11 protein-coding genes and 2 pseudogenes are annotated in these 15804 nt (G+C 66.8%); 7 read left to right on the top strand and 6 right to left on the bottom strand.

From position 1 onward, the window contains the following. Positions 1-31: 31 nt before the first annotated feature. Both WS70_RS15365 and WS70_RS33625 read left to right on the top strand, forming a co-directional pair. Positions 32-1186 (top strand): annotated as a pseudogene (locus WS70_RS15365) (trypsin-like serine peptidase); the annotation flags it as partial. Between the two features lie 93 nt (positions 1187-1279). Continuing rightward, positions 1280-1494: pseudogene (locus WS70_RS33625) on the top strand (hybrid sensor histidine kinase/response regulator AtsR); the annotation flags it as partial. A gap of 83 nt (positions 1495-1577) precedes the next feature. Here WS70_RS33625 and WS70_RS15375 read toward each other — a convergent pair. Further along, complete coding sequence (locus WS70_RS15375) at positions 1578-2552, bottom strand: LysR family transcriptional regulator (protein WP_059469059.1); 975 nt, start codon at positions 2550-2552, stop codon at positions 1578-1580. A gap of 205 nt (positions 2553-2757) precedes the next feature. Continuing rightward, positions 2758-5133, bottom strand: coding sequence for a penicillin acylase family protein (locus WS70_RS15380; RefSeq protein ID WP_059469060.1), 2376 nt, complete (start codon positions 5131-5133; stop codon positions 2758-2760). A 2-nt stretch (positions 5134-5135) separates the two neighbouring features. Here WS70_RS15380 and WS70_RS31590 point away from each other — a divergent pair, with 2 nt between their 5' ends. From WS70_RS31590 to WS70_RS15395, 5 genes are all read left to right on the top strand, one after another. After that, positions 5136-5432, top strand: a complete 297-nt coding sequence (locus WS70_RS31590) for a hypothetical protein (RefSeq protein WP_159082908.1) — start codon at positions 5136-5138, stop codon at positions 5430-5432. Positions 5433-5711: 279 nt separating this feature from the next. Further along, the gene (locus tag WS70_RS32145; protein WP_162498965.1) at positions 5712-6143 is read left to right on the top strand and encodes a hypothetical protein; all 432 of its coding nucleotides are present in this window, start codon (positions 5712-5714) and stop codon (positions 6141-6143) included. Next, the gene (locus tag WS70_RS33425; protein WP_250645203.1) at positions 6140-6733 is read left to right on the top strand and encodes a type VI secretion system baseplate subunit TssF; all 594 of its coding nucleotides are present in this window, start codon (positions 6140-6142) and stop codon (positions 6731-6733) included. Before WS70_RS32145 ends, WS70_RS33425 begins: the two co-directional genes overlap by 4 nt. Next, positions 6690-7961 carry a type VI secretion system baseplate subunit TssF gene (gene tssF, locus WS70_RS15390; protein WP_250645204.1) on the top strand — a complete coding sequence of 424 codons (1272 nt, stop codon included), beginning with the start codon at positions 6690-6692 and terminating at the stop codon, positions 7959-7961. The genes WS70_RS33425 and tssF overlap by 44 nt, the downstream gene beginning before the upstream one ends. Before the next feature lie 365 nt (positions 7962-8326). Beyond that, positions 8327-11407 carry a transglycosylase domain-containing protein gene (locus tag WS70_RS15395; protein WP_059597745.1) on the top strand — a complete coding sequence of 1027 codons (3081 nt, stop codon included), beginning with the start codon at positions 8327-8329 and terminating at the stop codon, positions 11405-11407. A gap of 25 nt (positions 11408-11432) precedes the next feature. Here the strand turns inward: WS70_RS15395 and WS70_RS15400 are convergent, their stop codons facing one another. The 4 genes from WS70_RS15400 to WS70_RS15415 all read right to left on the bottom strand — a co-directional run bounded on the left by WS70_RS15400 (position 11433) and on the right by WS70_RS15415 (position 15612). Continuing rightward, on the bottom strand, positions 11433-12122 hold the full coding sequence (locus WS70_RS15400; RefSeq protein WP_059469063.1) for a phosphoribosyltransferase: 690 nt from the start codon (positions 12120-12122) through the stop codon (positions 11433-11435). Positions 12123-12234: 112 nt separating this feature from the next. Next, positions 12235-13593 carry a nicotinate phosphoribosyltransferase gene (locus tag WS70_RS15405; protein WP_059469064.1) on the bottom strand — a complete coding sequence of 453 codons (1359 nt, stop codon included), beginning with the start codon at positions 13591-13593 and terminating at the stop codon, positions 12235-12237. Beyond that, complete coding sequence (locus tag WS70_RS15410; RefSeq protein WP_059469129.1) at positions 13590-14267, bottom strand: dienelactone hydrolase family protein; 678 nt, start codon at positions 14265-14267, stop codon at positions 13590-13592. The genes WS70_RS15405 and WS70_RS15410 overlap by 4 nt, the downstream gene beginning before the upstream one ends. A gap of 25 nt (positions 14268-14292) precedes the next feature. Next, positions 14293-15612 (bottom strand): erythromycin esterase family protein, encoded by a 1320-nt coding sequence (locus tag WS70_RS15415; RefSeq protein WP_059469130.1) that lies wholly within the window; start codon positions 15610-15612, stop codon positions 14293-14295. Between the last annotated feature and the right edge of the window lie 192 nt (positions 15613-15804).

Genomic DNA, 15804 nt, shown 5'->3' on the forward strand with positions numbered 1-15804 from the left:
CGAATCTCGGGAAATCATTCAAAATATGCGACAGGAGATTCAAATGAACAACTTGATCAAAAAAATCACTTTTGCCGCGGTCAGTTCACTGATCGCGACCAGCGCGCTTGCCCAGCTAATCAAAACGCAAGGAGGCGTGACGCAAATCACGTTGCCGGAGCGCGGTCTACAAGTTACTGGGATCGATTTCAAGAACGCTCTGCCGATGCCGCTGCCGAAACCGATCCTGGCGCCGCCCACGATGTTGGATTCGCTGATGTACAACGCCAAGCCGGCTCTCGGCATGCCTGGTTACGCGCGAGGCGGCGCTGGAGACGGCAAGCAGCGGCCGGTGCAACTAGTGGCCCCCGTGAACTTGAATCAGGGCGGAATCGAACCGCAAGAGTACGGATCGTCTAATCAGCCGTACACCACCAGCCAAGTGAACGCATACGGAGACAATACCCAGTATTACTATCCGTTCCGTCCAGCCGGTAAGTTGTTCTTCAACATCGGCTCGGCAACCTATCTGTGTTCCGCATCCCTCATCAAGCCGGGTGTTGTCGTCACGGCAGCGCATTGCGTGGCGAATTTCGGCCAACGACAGTTCTACTCGAACTGGGTATTCGTTCCCGACTATAGCAACGGAACTGCGCCCTATGGCGTGTGGAGCGGGGCATCCGCGACCATCATGACGTCCTACTACGACGGCACCGATCCATGCGCCGTTGCCGGCGTCGTCTGCCAAGACGACGTGGCTGTGATCGTGCTGGTTCCGCAAGGAGGATCGTACGCGGGCAATCGCACCGGATGGTATGGCTATGGATGGAACGGCTACAGCTACAATCCGTCAGGACTCGCTTTGATCGACCAACTCGGTTACCCCGTGGCGCTGGATAATGGCGTCTACATGGAGCGCAACGAATCGCAAGGTTTCGTGTCATCCAGCTACTCGAACAACACGATCATCGGATCGCTGATGACTGGAGGATCGAGCGGCGGCCCGTGGCTCGTCAATCTTGGCATGCCGCCGGCGCTCAACGGCACGGCTTTCGGCAACGCGTCCGCACACAACACCGTGGTCGGCGTGACGAGCTGGGGCTATACGGACACTACGGTGAAACAGCAAGGCGCGTCCCCGTTCACGAGCGGCAACATCGTGACGCTCGTGAATGTCGTATGCAGCAGCACGCCAGCAGCTTGTTGACGGCCATCTAAAGGAGTGCGCCGTGCATGGCGTCGCGCTCGTCGTGCCGATGAGGCACGGCAGGTCAGACGCTTTCTGCGGCGCATCCTCGCAGTTGTCAACGACAACGAGAACGCGCGCGAAACGTCGGGCTCGATGCTGACGGCCCTGGGCATTCAGGTGGATCCGGCGACACCGGCAGGAAGACGGCAATACTCGGCGTGAGCGTGTACGAATCGGCCATTCTCAAAGGGGATCAGACGATCTTCGGCGAATTCATCCCCAAGCCGATTCATCTGGACACGCTCAGCAGCGTCGTCGGCCGGCTCCTCAAACGATCGCGGCCTTTCATGCGCACGCGACCGTTGCGTCGGCGCGCATTCGATGCATGCGAACCCGCTCGACGCAACCGCTACGCCGCGACCTGCCCGCGGCTCGCCTTCCGTTCGCGCGCCGCCACGCCGCCGCGCCAGTCTTCGCCGCCTTCGAGCGCAGGTGTCGAGTCGAACAACTCCGCGATCCAGTCGGCGAACACGCGAACCTTCGCGGACAAATGCCGGTTGTTCGGATAGACGATCGAAATCGGCTTGGGCTTCGGATTGAAGCCCGGCAGCACTTCCAGCAGCGATCCGTCGAACAGGTGCGGCAGCACCATGAACAGCGTCGGCTGGATCATGCCGAAGCCTTCGACGCCGCAGGTCACGTAGGCATCCGAATCGTTGACGGTCACGACGCCGTTCAGCTTGACCTCGACCGGCTTGCCGTCGATCACGAACACCCACGGCACCGGCCGCGAACCATGGCTCGCGCGAAAATTCACAGCGTGGTGCGCAGCCAGCTCCGCGATCTCCTGCGGCTCGCCGAAGCGCTTCAGGTAGTCGGGCGACGCACAGGTGACGCGCTTGAGCATCCCGATCCGGCGCGCGACCATCGACGAATCCTCGAGCGGCCCGATGCGAATCATGCAGTCGATCCCCTCTTCGACCGGATCCACCGGACGATCGGACAATCCCAGATCGAGCACGATGTCCGGATAGCGCTGATGGAAGATCGGCAGCGCGGGAATCACGAGCCGCCGTCCGAGCGAGCTCGGCATGTGCACGCGCAGCGCGCCGCTCGGCTTGCGGTTGCCGACCTGAAAGCTCGCGTCCGTCTCCGCGATCTCGGTGATGATCTTGATGCAGTGTTCGTAGTACGCGGCGCCTTCCGGCGTCAGCGACAGCCGACGCGTCGTCCGATGCATCAGGCGCACGCCGAGCAGCGCCTCGAGATTCTGGATGATCGTCGTCACCGACGCACGCGGCATCCCGAGCGTCTCGGCGGCCCGCGTGAAGCTGTTCGCATCGACCACGCGGGTAAAGACTTCCATTGCCTGGATGCGGTCCATGCTATCCCCCTTCGAATCGTCAACTGGGCAGAATAGAGCACGCGGCAGCCCCGATTCAAGCCGCTTCGCGACTATTCGCTTTCGCCGAATAGTCGGGCATTTCGCACGGCAAGGGTCCGCATCCGGATGCGGTCGATTCGGCGGCGGCCTCGACCGGCATCGTCGCCGATCGAGGTCGAACGAGGTCGATCATTCGTGCGCCGAACTAAGGCGCAAAGCGCAGCGTATGCTCGGTCGGCCCCGGCAGGAACGGCATCGGCTCGCCCTTCACCCACGCCTCATGGCCCGCCAGAAAGAACGGGCTGAGCGGATGCCCGCTCTGCCCGCCCGGCATGTTGAAGAGGCCGTCCTCCTCGTGCCCCGGCGACACGACGATCCGCTCCGACTGCCCGAACTTCGGTCCGGCGACGCGCGGCATGTTCGCGTCGCCCGGCACCTGGTCGGCGGGCGCGGACAGCCAGCGTCCCACGAGCGGCACGCTGCGCGCGAACGGATGCGCGATCCGCAGCGTGTTGCGCTCGCCCCAGGTCGCGTCGGCGAGCGGCGCGCCCGTCCCGGTCAGTGCGGCAATCGTCCGATCGATCGCCGTCAGTTGCACGTCGCGCCAGCTCGCCGCGTCGGGCGGCAGCCACGCGGCGGGCTGCTCGTCGAGCAGCCGCGCGATCACGACCGGCCAGCGCGGATTCGCCAATGCGTAGTCGGCGTCGGGCTGCTGCTGCTTCAGCCGCGCGTCGAGACTGCCGAAAATCACGTCGTAGAGCCGATGCAAATAGCCGCGCGCGAGCGTGTACCCGACCGAATCGATGCTCGCCCGTCCCGTCCAGCCGTTCACGAGCAGCCGCCGGAATTCCGCGCGCGCCGGATGGCCGGCGAGCGCCGCATCGTCGAGCACGCGCAGCGCCCGGTCGCGCCACGGTGACATGAAGCGCGCGCGATCGTCGAGATCGAGCCGGTACGCGGACCGCTCGTCGGTGCGGCCGAGCGCCGTCAGGCCGTCGCGCAGCTGGCGCGCGCGCGCGCCGAGGTCCGCGCCGCCGTCGCCGATCAACCGGTACGCATCGCTCGCCAATTGCCGGTTGTTCGCTGTCCACAACTGACCGCCGGCAGGATCGACGATGCGCGGATACGCGTCGGGCGGCAGCGCCGCCTGCCACGACAAAGCGCCGCTGTCCGGCCGGCTCCTGCGGTCAGGCAACGCGCCCGCGATCGTCCAGCCGATGCGCCCCGTGCTGTCGCCGATCACGATGTTCTGCGCGGGAAGGCCCGCCGCGTTGGCGATCCGGATCGCATCCTCGATGCTGGCCGCACCGGTCATCCGCGCGAATGCCAGATTCACCGCGCCGCTCGACTGCGCGATCCAGTGCGCCGCATAGAACTTGCCGCCGATGTCGCGCACGGGGCCGGCCGTCGTCTCGAGCACGGTCAGATCGACGGGTGCGCCGCCGCGGACGCGAATCGTCTCGATGCTCTCGCGCGCGGTCTGCCATCCGTCGCCGAGCCTGAAGCGGCGCGGATCGCGCGCGTCGCGCTCGAGCGGCACGAGATCGAGGCAGTTCGCGTAGCCGTTCGTGAAGCCCCATGCGATGCGCCCGTTGCTGCCGACGACGACGGCCGGCAAGCCGGGCAGCGTCACGCCGACGACGCGCGTCGCCGGCCTCGCGCCGCCCGACGACGTGAACGCCGCGCGATACCAGATGTTCGGCAAGCCGAGCGACAGATGCATGTCGTCGCCGACGATCGCGGCGCCGCGCACGCTGCGGCTGCCCGCGAGCACCCAGTTGTTACTGCCGACCGACGATCGTTCGTCGAGCGACACGCTGTCGATCGGCGCGGTGGGTCCCGCTTCGCGCAGCCACGCGGGCGCGGCCGCGCTGACCCGCGCGACCGGCGCAGCGACGCCCGACGCATCGAGCGGCGCATCGAATCGGCTCGACGACGGCAGCAGAAACGCGAGCTGCTCGGGCGTCGAGTGCACTTGCAGCCAGTGCCGCGCGAACTCGCGCGACGCGAGCCGGCCTTGCAGATCGAAGTACATCGCCCAGATCACGAGCATCGAATCTTCGAGTCGCCACGGCTGCGGCTGCATGCGCAGCAGCGCGTATTCGAACGGGCGCGCGCGCAGCGCCGCCAGACCGTCGTTGACGCCTTGCGTGTAGCGCTGCAGCAAGCGCAGGTCGTCGGGCGGCAAATGCGCGACGACGGCCGCAGCGAGCGCGCGGAATCGGAACAGACGATGATCGCGATCGACGTCGAGCGCGATCGGCCCGAACAGCTCCGACAGCTCTCCCGCGCCGCTCCTGCGCAGCAGGTCCATCTGGAAGAAGCGGTCCTGCGCATGCAGATAGCCGATCCCGTAAGCGGCGTCGAACCGGTCTCGCGCGGAAATCGTCGGCACGCCGAACGCATCGCGCTCGACTGTCATCGGCGCGCCGAGCGTCGGTGCGCGGACCTCGCCGTCGAGCTGCGGGAGACTCGAACGCAGATACGCCGCCGCGCCCGCGATCGCGAGCAGCAAGCAGAGCAGGATCAGGCCTGACAGGATCTTCAGGTGGCGCCGCATGCGGTTCCGGGTCGAGGCCATGGTTGCGCGAATCCGTGAGTTGCGCCGGCGCGCCGCCTGCCCGATTCCGGGCGAAGGGCGGCCGCGCTTGCGGGTTGAGCGGTGAATCGGCGCCGTCTTCGGTGCTTTCTTCACGCGCCGAAGGCGGCCTGGCGCCGCGCGTCGACATCGATCGTCACATCTTCGCCGACAGCTTGATCGCGTGTCATGTCATCCGCGCGACCTGCCTCGAATATCCGGCAGCAGCGCGCGTTCCGTCAAGGCACCGCGCGCCGAAGAAGCGGTGGCTTTTGCGCTCGCGCACGCGCCGATACGGTTGATCCTTCTTGCGCTTCCGGCACTCGCCAATATGGCGAATCGCGCTGCAGCCGTTTGCACATGCCGACGCAAACCAAACGACAATCAGCCGCCACCGTCAGATGTTTCAATTCGATGAACGGATCGAGCGTGCCATATCGAACGAGACAACGAATGGTTACGATAATCCGCCGTTGCACCGAAAATCGCCGGGCATGGACGCGGGCCGGACAACGTCGTCTCAGCGATTGTCATACCGACCGCTTCAAACATTAAAAATACCTTTCGTATCATGCAGTCGCATGATCACCTCGAATGTTCATCGTTACCCCAGTCAATTCTGGTTTAATGATGCGGCTGCAAGCAGCGATCGTCCGTTAGCATTCGATAATTCCGCGGACGTCGATTCGAACGAAAAAGCGGCAATAATATGGCCGCTCGATGCCTATCCGGAAAATGACGGTAGCGACTTCTCGTTCGCTGCTTCGAGATTCGCCACGACGCGCGTGCGTCGCATTCGAACGCGCCGCGCGGCCGATGACCCCGACGGCAACGCCATCATCCGGCACTTAATGAATGACGCGAAATCATCCTCGCCTGAATTCCGGGAACCCGGCCGCCATCCGCCGCAAGCGGCACGCCGTCGGCCCCGGCGCGCCCGCGCAGCGCGCGTGACAGCGCCCCGCATGCGATCACGCGAATCGGCTCGAACCCGGATCGGCTCTTTCCAATGAACGACCTCCTCCCCCACTACGAACGCGAAATCGCGCTGCTGCGCAACGCGGTGCGCGAATTCGCGATGCGCCATCCGAAGATCGCGACGCGCTTCGGCATCGCCGATGGCCACAGCGACGATATGCACGTCGAGCGCATGCTCCAGTCGTTCGCGCTGCTCGGCGCGCAGATCGGCGAGTCGCTCGACGACGACTACCCGGCATTCACCGAATGCACTACTCGAAATCACATGCCCCGATTATCTGCGTCCGTTTCCCGCGTGAGCGATCGCGCAATTCGGCGCGGCGTCGACGTTCAGCCAGTTGACAGAAGGCGTGACGATCCGGCGCGGCGCCACGCTCGAAAGCGGGGTCGGCGCGAACCGGTTCCGCGCCGCGTAGACGTCGCACTCGCGCCCGTGACGATCGTCGACGCACGCTATCGCCCGGCGTCGGCCGCGCCGTCCGCCGCGCGGATGCCGCCGTCGTCGACCGGCATTGTGTCGATCACGTTCGATTCGCTGACCGCCCAGCCTGTGCTCGCTGCGCCGCGCGCGCAGCCTGCGCGTGCACCTGCACGGCGATGCGCCGCTCGTCGCCGCGCGCCTTGACGCGTTCGCGATGCGCGTGCCGACCGCGTTCGTCGAGCCCGACGGCGACGGGCGCTGGAAACCGCTGTCGAAGGCGCCGCTCGCGCCGGTGGGATTCACCGACGAAAGCGCGCTGCTCGATTCCGCGCACAGCGCATCGCCGTTCCGGCTATTGATGGAATATTTCGCATTCCCGGCCAAATTCGATTTCGTCGACATCGACGTCGCGCGTATCGCGCGCGCCACCGGCACGGGCAGGCGCATCTCGCTGCACCTGCCCGTCGTCGACCTCGCAATGGATTCGTCGCATGCGCACGTGCTCGACACGCTTTCCGCTTCGAACCTGCGTCTCTTCTGCCCGCCGATCGTCAATCTGTTCAGCCAGGATGCGATGCCGATCTCGCTGCGAGACGCTGCGACCGCACATCGCGTCACGTCGCGGGCACTGAAGTCGAACGGCATCGAAGTGCGATCGATCGACGCGGTGCGCATCGCGCGCGAAGGCGAGCAAGGGGAGAACCTCGACGTGACGCCGTATCGCTCGCTGCTGCATGGGCGGCGTGGTCGCGACGAGCAGGTCTACCGGATCGCCGAGCGCGATCCGTGCGCAGACGGCGCGCAATCGACCTCACCCGCGTCGCTCAGGCTCATCGACGCGGACGGCGCGCCCGTCAAGCGTCGCGGCGCTCAGTTGAACGTCGAGCTGAACGGCACGAACGGCGGCTATCCGCAGACGCTGCCGATCGGCGATCCCGAAGGCGACTTGCTCAACGAGAAGGACAATCTGCCGGGCCAAATCACGATCCTGCGCCGGCCGGCGCAGCCCCGCCGGCTCCCGCGCGACCACGGCGCGCTCTGGCGTTTGATCGCGGCGATGACGCCGCACGCGCTGCCGCAGCAGCCGTCGGGGCTCGGCGCGCTGACATCGCTGCTCGTTCAGTACGCAGCGCGCGCGTCGAGCGCGGTTCCGCCGATCGACGGCATCGTGAAGCTCGATCACAAGGCCGCCGTGCGCTGGATGGCCGTGAAGCCGATGCCGACGTTCGTGCGCGGCATCGAGGTCGCGCTGACGTTGAACGAAGCGGCGTTCGTCATGAGCAGCCTGAAGGTGTTCATTGACGTGATGGACAGCTTCGTTGCGCTGCACGCGCCGCGCGGCGGCTTCATCCAGCTCGTCGTGTATTCGCGGGACACGGGCCGCGAACTGTATCGATGCGCGCCGCGCGGCGGGATCGCGCAGCTCGTGTAGCTTCGCTCGCCGATCCGCACGGCGAGCGAAGCTACACGATTTTGTGAAGGCGCACCGCCGGATGCCGCCGCTCGCCGCGTGCGTTCAGTGCGAGGATCCGATGGACGGTGCGTTACGCGATCGCCTGAATCGTCGACGAAGGGTCAGCGAAGGCTCAAGTCGCGAACCTCGATCCGTATGACCAGTCCGCGCCGCACCATTTCCGAGCGTCGCCGCACATGTCGCGCCATATGCCGCGCGAACGCGGACACGTTTCCACGGATTGTGGTTTTTCCGAGTCAATCCGTAGCGTGATTTCCACAATTCAGTACTAAACTAAGCAAAATGGGCTCGGCAAGTGCCGGCGCCCGCCGGGAGACGCCGCCATGAATCGGCCGCTGATTCGGATTCCCCTTCGCCCGACCGGAACCCTGTCGTTCTGGAAAGCGCTCAAGTGGTCGCTGATCGCGATCGTCGCGGTCGCGCTCGCGATCGTCGCGCGCCTCGTCCAGATCGAGATCGAGACCTCCCGGCTGCAAGCGCGCTTCTTGTCTGAACTGACGCGCGACGTCGGCTACAGCGTCGACGAAGGCGCGAGCGACCGCATCCGCTTCCCCGAAAACGGCCCATACGACCTGCGTCTCGGCTATGCGCTGCTGCCGTCGTTCCAGCAGCGGCTGCTGTCGCACGGCTTCGTCGTCGCGTCGCAGGCGCGCGCGTCCGACCGGATGCTGTCGCTCGCCGACGACGGCCTCTTCCTGCCGTACGACGAAAAAGACCAGGCCGGCCTGTCGATCGTCGACTCGACGGGCTCGCCGCTCTTCGGCGTCGCCTATCCGCACCGCGTCTACCGCGACTTCGAGACGATCCCGCCGCTCATCGTGCAATCGCTCCTCTTCATCGAGGATCGTTATTTGCTCGATCCGAACCAGCCAAACCGCAATCCGGCGCTCGACTGGGGGCGTTTCAGCCGCGCGCTCGCCGACCAGGCGCTGCGCTTCGTGAACCGCCATCAGGCGACGCCCGGCGGCAGCACGCTCGCGACGCAACTCGAGAAATTCCGCCACTCGCCCGACGGCCGCACCGCGACGCCGTCGGAGAAGCTCCGGCAGATCGCGTCGGCATCGGTGCGCGCGTATCTGAACGGGCCGCAGACGATGGCCGCGCGTCAAGCGATCGTCGTCCATTACCTGAACTCGGTGCCGCTCGCCGCGCGCGCGCGCGTCGGCGAAATCACGGGCATCGGCGACGGCCTCACCGCGTGGTACGGCCGCGACTTCGATGAAGCGAACCGGCTGCTCGCCGCGCCGACGACGCCCGACAACGTCGACGCACAAGGGATGGCGTTCCGGCAAGTGCTGTCGCTGATGATCGCGCAGCGCGCGCCGTCGTACTTCCTGAATCGCGGCTACCCGACGCTGCAGCGGCTCACCGACAGCTACCTGCGCCTGCTCGCGACAGGCGGCGTGATCACGCCCGCGCTGCGCGACGCCGCGCTTGCCGCGCACATCGAGCGCAGCGCGGCGCCCGCCGCAACCGAAGCGCAGTCGTTCGTCACGCGCAAGGCGGTGACGTCCGCGCGCTCGCACCTGCTCGGCGCGCTCGGCATCGACAACGTCTACCAGCTCGACCGCCTCGACCTGCGCGCGACCGACACGCTGAACGACAAGGTGCAGCAGGCGGTCGCCGCGGGCCTCGCGCGCGCGGCGACGCGCGACGGCGCGCGCGAGGCCGGTCTCTACGGCTTCGAGATGCTGCGCCCGGGCGACGATCCGTCGAAGATCCTGTACAGCTTCACGCTCTACGAGCGCCGCAACGGCGCGAACCTGCTGCGCGTACAGACCGACAGCGTCGACCAGCCGTTCGACATCAACCAGGGCGCGCGCCTGAACCTCGGCTCGACCGCCAAGCTGCGCACGATCGTCACGTATCTGCAGATCATCTCCGAGCTGCACACGCGCTACGCGGACATGAGCGCGGCCGAGCTCGCGAAGGTGAAGCCCGATCCGACCGATGCGCTCACGCGCTGGTCGCTCGATTATCTCGCGCACACGCCGGACCGTTCGCTGCCGGCGATGCTCGCGGCGGCCGTCGAGCGCAAGTATTCGGCAAATCCGGGCGAGACGTTCTACACGGGCGGCGGCGCACAGAGCTTCACGAATTTCGAGAAATCCGACAACGGCAGGATCCTGACCGTGCACGTCGCGTTCCAGAACTCGGTGAACCTCGTGTTCGTGCGGCTGATGCGCGACATCGTCCATTACGAGATGCTCCGCACGAGCGGGCCATCGGCGTCGTGGCTCGACGATCCCGCGCAGCGCCAGCGCTATCTGCTGCGCTTCGTCGACGCAGAGAGCCGCGTGTACGTGAAGCGCTTCTACACGAAGTACGCGGGCAAGCCCGGCGACGACGCGCTCGCCGCGATGCTCGACAACGTGCGCAAGTCGCCGCCGCGCGTCGCGACGGTGCTGCGCAGCGTCGCGCCCGAGCAACCGCGCGCGTGGTTCGACGCAAAGATGCGCACCGCGCTGCACGGTACGCCGGCCGCGGCGAAACTGTCGGACGACACGCTCGAAAAGCTCTATGCGAAATATGCGATCGACCGATTCAACCTCAACGATCGCGGCTACATCGCCGGCGTGCATCCGCTCGCGCTGTGGACCCTAGCGTATCTGCGCCGGCATCCGGGCGCGTCGCTCGACGACGTGCAGAAGGCGAGCCGCGACGCGCGGATCACGTCGTACGCGTGGCTCTTCAAGACGCGTTATCACGCGACGCAGGATCGCCGCATCAAGCGCATGGTCGAGCTGCGCGCGTACGACGCGATCGGCGAATCGTGGCGTGCGCTCGGCTATCCGTTCGATCATCTGACGCCGTCGTACGCGACGGCGATCGGCGCGTCGGGCGATCAGCCGGCCGCGCTCGCGAAGCTCGTCGGCCTGATCGCGAACAACGGCGCGAAGGTGCCGAACGAGCGGATCGCGTCGCTCGAGTTTGCGCACGGCACGCCGTACGAGACACGTTTCGTTCGCGCGGCCGCGCAGCCGCAACCGCTGCTGTCACCGGAGATCGCGAACCAGGTGCATGCGCTGCTCGGCGACGTCGTGCAGAAAGGCACGGGCCGCCGTCTCGCCCAGGGATTGACGTTCCCCGACGGCCTGACGCTGCCCGTGTACGGCAAGACCGGCACGGGCGACCAGCGCTTCAACGTGTACGCGCGCGGCGCGCGCTTGATCGAATCGCGTAAGGTCAATCGGAGCGCGACGTTCGCGTTCTCGCTCGACGATCGATTCTTCGGCGTGCTGACCGCCTACGTCCACGAGCCGTACGCGGCGCGTTACGATTTCACGAGCGCGATGGCGGTGCAGTTGCTGAAATCGCTCGCGCCGGCGCTGCAGCCGCTGACGACCGCGCCCGCCGAGCCGAGCGCGAACGAAGCGACCGCGAAGGCCGCCGCCGCGGGTTGATCGGACATCGCGCGGCCGGCCGCATTCAGTCGGGGCCGGCCGTCGAAGCATCTCCTTCGCCCGGCCGCTCCCACTTGCGCGCGCGGCCGAGCAGCGCCCGCACCTCGTCGTCGCTCGTCTGATCGAAGTCCCGATAGAACTGGCCGATGCCCATCAGCCAGTCCGGCCGCATCACGCAGACGATCGCGTCCGCCGCCGCCTTTACCTTCTCTGCGCTGCTCGGCGATGCGACCGGCACCGCCGCGACGAGCTTCGCCGGCTTGCGCTCACGCACCGCTTCGATTGCGGCGAGCATCGTCGAGCCCGTCGCGATCCCGTCGTCGACGACGATCACGGTCCGGCCTTCGACGTCGGGCGGCGCGTGATCGCCGCGATACGCGGCCTCGCGCCGTGCAAGTTCGTCGCGCTCGCGCGCGATCGTGTCGGCGAGCTCGCGTTCGGACACGTGCATCGCGCGCAGCACCGATTGCTCGAGCAGCACGACGCCGCCCGTCGCGATCGCGCCCATCGCCAGTTCCGGATTGCCGGGCGCGCCGAGCTTCCTGACGATCAGCACGTCGAGCTTCACGTGCAGCGCCTTCGCGACTTCGTACGCGACCGGCACGCCGCCGCGCGGCAGTGCGAGCACGATGACGTCGCTGCGGTTCGCATAATCGGCGAGATGCGCGGCGAGCTGCCTGCCCGCATCGACGCGATCGCGAAAATAATCGTTCATCACGCCTCCTTCGCCGCGTCGCGATCGACATCCTCGCGATGCCGCGGCTCGTTCGATTGCATGCGCTTGCATGCAGGAATGTGCGTCGACGCGCGACGCACGGAACGTCGCACTATGTGTGCGCATCGCCCGCCGTCTGCGCGTCGATCCGTTGCGCGAGCGCGGTGAGCGCGTCGGTCACGGCGACCGGATAATCGGCCGCGTGCGCGAGATCGCGCAGCGCCGCGGGCAGCGCGTCGAGCTGGCCGCGCGCGTGCGCGCGCACGTCGGCCAGGCTCGGCAACGATGCAACGCGCTCGCCGTCGATCACGAATGGCTCGAGCAACGCGACGCCCGGATGCGCTTCGTCACGCAGCGCGAGACTGTCGCCATCGAAAGCGCCGTCGTCGCGACAGCGGCGGTACACCTGCTTGCGTCCCGGCCACGTCGCCTTGCCCTCCGAGCGCTTGCGGCGCGGCACGCCCGCGTACTCGGTCAGCTTGTACGCGCAATCCGCATATGGCGCGTCCGCCGACGTGTTCATCCGCGTCCCGACGCCGAAGCCGTCGATCGGCGCACCCTTTCCGATCAGCGCTTCCAGCTTGTATTCGTCGAGATTGCCGCTTGCGAAGATCGTCACCTGCCGCAGGCCTGCGCGATCGAGAATCGCGCGCACTCGCATCGCGTGCTGCGCGAGATCGCCGCTGTCGAGCCGCACGCCTTTCACCTCGACGCCGTCGCGAGCGAGCTTCTTCGCGACGTCGATCACCTTGTACGCGGCCGCTTCGGTGTCGTATGTGTCGATCAGCAGCATCGCGTTGCGCGGGAACGAACGTGCGAAATGCTCGAACGCGAGCGACTCGCTGTCGTGCGCCTGCACGTACGAATGCGCCATCGTACCGTACACGGGAATGCCGTAGCGCAGGCCGGCGAGCAGCGTCGCGGTGCCGGTGAAGCCCGCGATATAGCTCGCACGGGCCGACAGCAGCGCCGCTTCCGCGCCGTGCGCGCGACGCAGCCCGAAGTCGACCAGCGTCTTGCCCGGCGCCGCAAGCACTGCGCGCGCAGCCTTGCTCGCGACGATCGACTCGAAATGCAGCAGGTTCATCACGCGGCTCTCGATCAGTTGCGCTTCGCGCAGCGGCGCGGTGATCTGCAGGATCGGCTCGTCGATGAAGAACACCGTGCCCTCGCGCATCGCGTGGACCGAACCGGTGAAGCGCAGCGATTCGAGCGACGCGAGAAACCTGTCGCTGAAAAGCCCTGTGCTCGCGAGCCCGTCGATTTCGTCGGCGTCGAGCTTCAGGCCCGCGAGATAGTCGAGCACCTGTTCGAGACCCGCCGCCACCAGGAAGTTGCGATGCTCGGGCAGCTTGCGAACGAAGAACTCGAACGTCGCCGTATCGTTCATCCCGCAATCGAAATACGACTGCAGCATCGTGAATTCGTACAAGTCGGTCAGCAACACGCCGTCGCGAGCGGGGTTCGTCATCTTCGGCTCCGCTTGTGCGCCTCCCGGTCGCCGCCGAGATGCGCGACGAACCAGTCGGCCGCGAGGCGTGCGACTTCGTCGAGCGTGCCCGGCTCCTCGAACAGATGCGTCGCGCCCGGCACGATGACGAGCTTCGACTCGCCGATGAGCCAGCCGGCCGCGAGACGGTTCAGCCGGATCACTTCCTCATCGCGCTCGCCGACGATGAGGAGCGTCGGCACACGCACGCGCGGCAGCGCGTCGCCCGCGAGATCGGGGCGGCCGCCGCGCGAGACGACCGCTCGCACGGCGCGAGCGCGCGAGTTGGCCGCAATCAGCGCCGCCGCCGCGCCCGTGCTCGCGCCGAACAGGCCGACGGGCAGCTCGCCGACGTGCGGCCGCTCGTGCAGCCAGTCGAGCGCGCTGACGAGCCGGCGCGCGAGGAACGCGATCGCGAACCGGTACTCGGCCGTCACCGCGTCGCGCCGCTGCTCTTCCACCGTCAGCAGATCGAACAGCAGCGTCGCGAGACCCGCGCGCTGCAACACCGCCGCGACTTCCTGGTTGCGCGGACTCAACCGGCTGCTGCCGCTGCCGTGCGCGAACACGACGATTCCCGGCGCATGCTCGGGCGTCGCGAGGATGCCGTTCAATTCGACTTTTCCGATAGGTATCCGTACTTCTTGCGTCTGCATTGCATTCTCCATGCCTGCGTCGCCGTCACGACGCCGGCACCGGCTTCTCGCGCGGATGCCACACATCGGGCGGCGCGAGCGGTTCGAGCGGGCTCGTCTCGTCGAGATGGAACAGCGCGTCGAACTGCCCGGTGATCGACGACATGAAGTAATGACTGTCGCGCTCCGTCTCCGGCAGATAGATCACGCCGATCGCGCGCTCGAGCAGCGCTTCGCCGAGCGGCTGCGCGACGGTCTCGCGCAGCGACAGGAAGAAACGATCGAGCCCGGTCGTATGGAAAAGGTGTTCGTAGCTGTCGTGCAGCGCGGGACGCATCCATTTCTGCTCGACGTCGCCGTCCCAGTGCGACGCAGCCGACACGTGGCCGGTATAGGCGGTGAAGCCGATCGACAGCGCGCGTTCGCCGAGCGACTGACGCACGAGCTGGCCGAGCGTCCATTCGCCGCGCAGATGCATCGCGGTCGCGCGCGCGTCGCCGACATGCGAGTTGTGCGCCCAGACGACCGCGCGTCCCGTGCCGCCGCGCCGCGCGCGATAGCGGCGCAGCGCGAACAGCGTATCGCGCATGTGCGAATCGCGCAGATTCCACATGTTCGCGCGCGGCCCGAACATCGCGCGGTAGTAGGTCTCCGCGTTGACGACGACTTGCGCATTGCGTTCCGCGAAAAACTGCGCATCGAGCGCGTCGATGCCGTCTTGCGCGAGATAAGCCGCTTCGCTCGAGCGAAGCTGCAGCAATTGCGTGACCGCATCGGCGGTCGCGGCGGGCCGTGCGCCCGTTGCGACCGCATAGCCGTATGCGCTCGGCTCGCGCACGTGATCGAGCGCCGCGTAGCGCCGCCGCGCGAGTTCTGCCTGGTCGGGATCGACGTCGTCGAGATAGCGGATCACCGCATCCGCCGACCGGTACAGGCTGTATAGATCGAGCCCGTAGACGCCGACCCGCGATTCGCGCGGCAGCGTCGCATTGTGATCGCGCAACCAGCCGACGAATTCGCGCATCGGACGATTGCGCCACATCCATACGGGAAAACGCGTAAAGTCCGCGAGCGCCGCGTCGGCGTCGCCGATCGCGGCGTCGCCCTGCACATAGCGATTCACGCGCCATGCATCGGGCCAGTCGCCCTCGATCGCAATGGTGTCGAAACCGCATTCGTCGACGAGCCGCGCGGTGATCTGCGCGCGCATCCGATAGAACTCGGTCGTGCCGTGCGTCGCCTCGCCGAGCAGCATCACGTCGGCATCGGTCGTCATGTCGATCAATTCGTCGAAATCGGCCGAATTGCCGTGCAACGGGCGAGCGGCATCCCGCACGGCAAGAAAGGGCGTCTTCGCAGGATGCATGAATCGTCTCCGGACGACCGCCGTCCGAGCGTGCGCGCCGCTCGCGACGGGCCGTCGCGCGACGCCGCGCAAGGCGGCTGGTCCGATCATTCTCGACCGCGGTTTCGCCGGAACATTGCGTTGAATCAACGATCGCGGCCGCGGTCGCGCCGTCGCTCACGCAGCGGCGCGTCTCTTTCAATTTACGCGCTC

Origin of the sequence: Burkholderia mayonis, from assembly GCF_001523745.2 — a bacterium.
Taxonomy (GTDB): Bacteria; Pseudomonadota; Gammaproteobacteria; order Burkholderiales; family Burkholderiaceae; genus Burkholderia; species Burkholderia mayonis.

What these genes read in the sequence shown, in the direction of transcription:
- WS70_RS15400 (WP_059469063.1), bottom strand. Translation starts at nt 12,122, where the DNA reads ATGAACGATTATTTTCGCGATCGCGTCGATGCGGGCAGGCAGCTCGCC.
- WS70_RS32145 (WP_162498965.1), top strand. Translation starts at nt 5,712, where the DNA reads ATGATCACCTCGAATGTTCATCGTTACCCCAGTCAATTCTGGTTTAAT.
- WS70_RS15415 (WP_059469130.1), bottom strand. Translation starts at nt 15,612, where the DNA reads ATGCATCCTGCGAAGACGCCCTTTCTTGCCGTGCGGGATGCCGCTCGC.
- WS70_RS15375 (WP_059469059.1), bottom strand. Translation starts at nt 2,552, where the DNA reads ATGGACCGCATCCAGGCAATGGAAGTCTTTACCCGCGTGGTCGATGCG.
- WS70_RS15395 (WP_059597745.1), top strand. Translation starts at nt 8,327, where the DNA reads ATGAATCGGCCGCTGATTCGGATTCCCCTTCGCCCGACCGGAACCCTG.
- WS70_RS15405 (WP_059469064.1), bottom strand. Translation starts at nt 13,593, where the DNA reads ATGACGAACCCCGCTCGCGACGGCGTGTTGCTGACCGACTTGTACGAA.
- WS70_RS33425 (WP_250645203.1), top strand. Translation starts at nt 6,140, where the DNA reads ATGAACGACCTCCTCCCCCACTACGAACGCGAAATCGCGCTGCTGCGC.
- WS70_RS15410 (WP_059469129.1), bottom strand. Translation starts at nt 14,267, where the DNA reads ATGCAGACGCAAGAAGTACGGATACCTATCGGAAAAGTCGAATTGAAC.
- WS70_RS15380 (WP_059469060.1), bottom strand. Translation starts at nt 5,133, where the DNA reads ATGGCCTCGACCCGGAACCGCATGCGGCGCCACCTGAAGATCCTGTCA.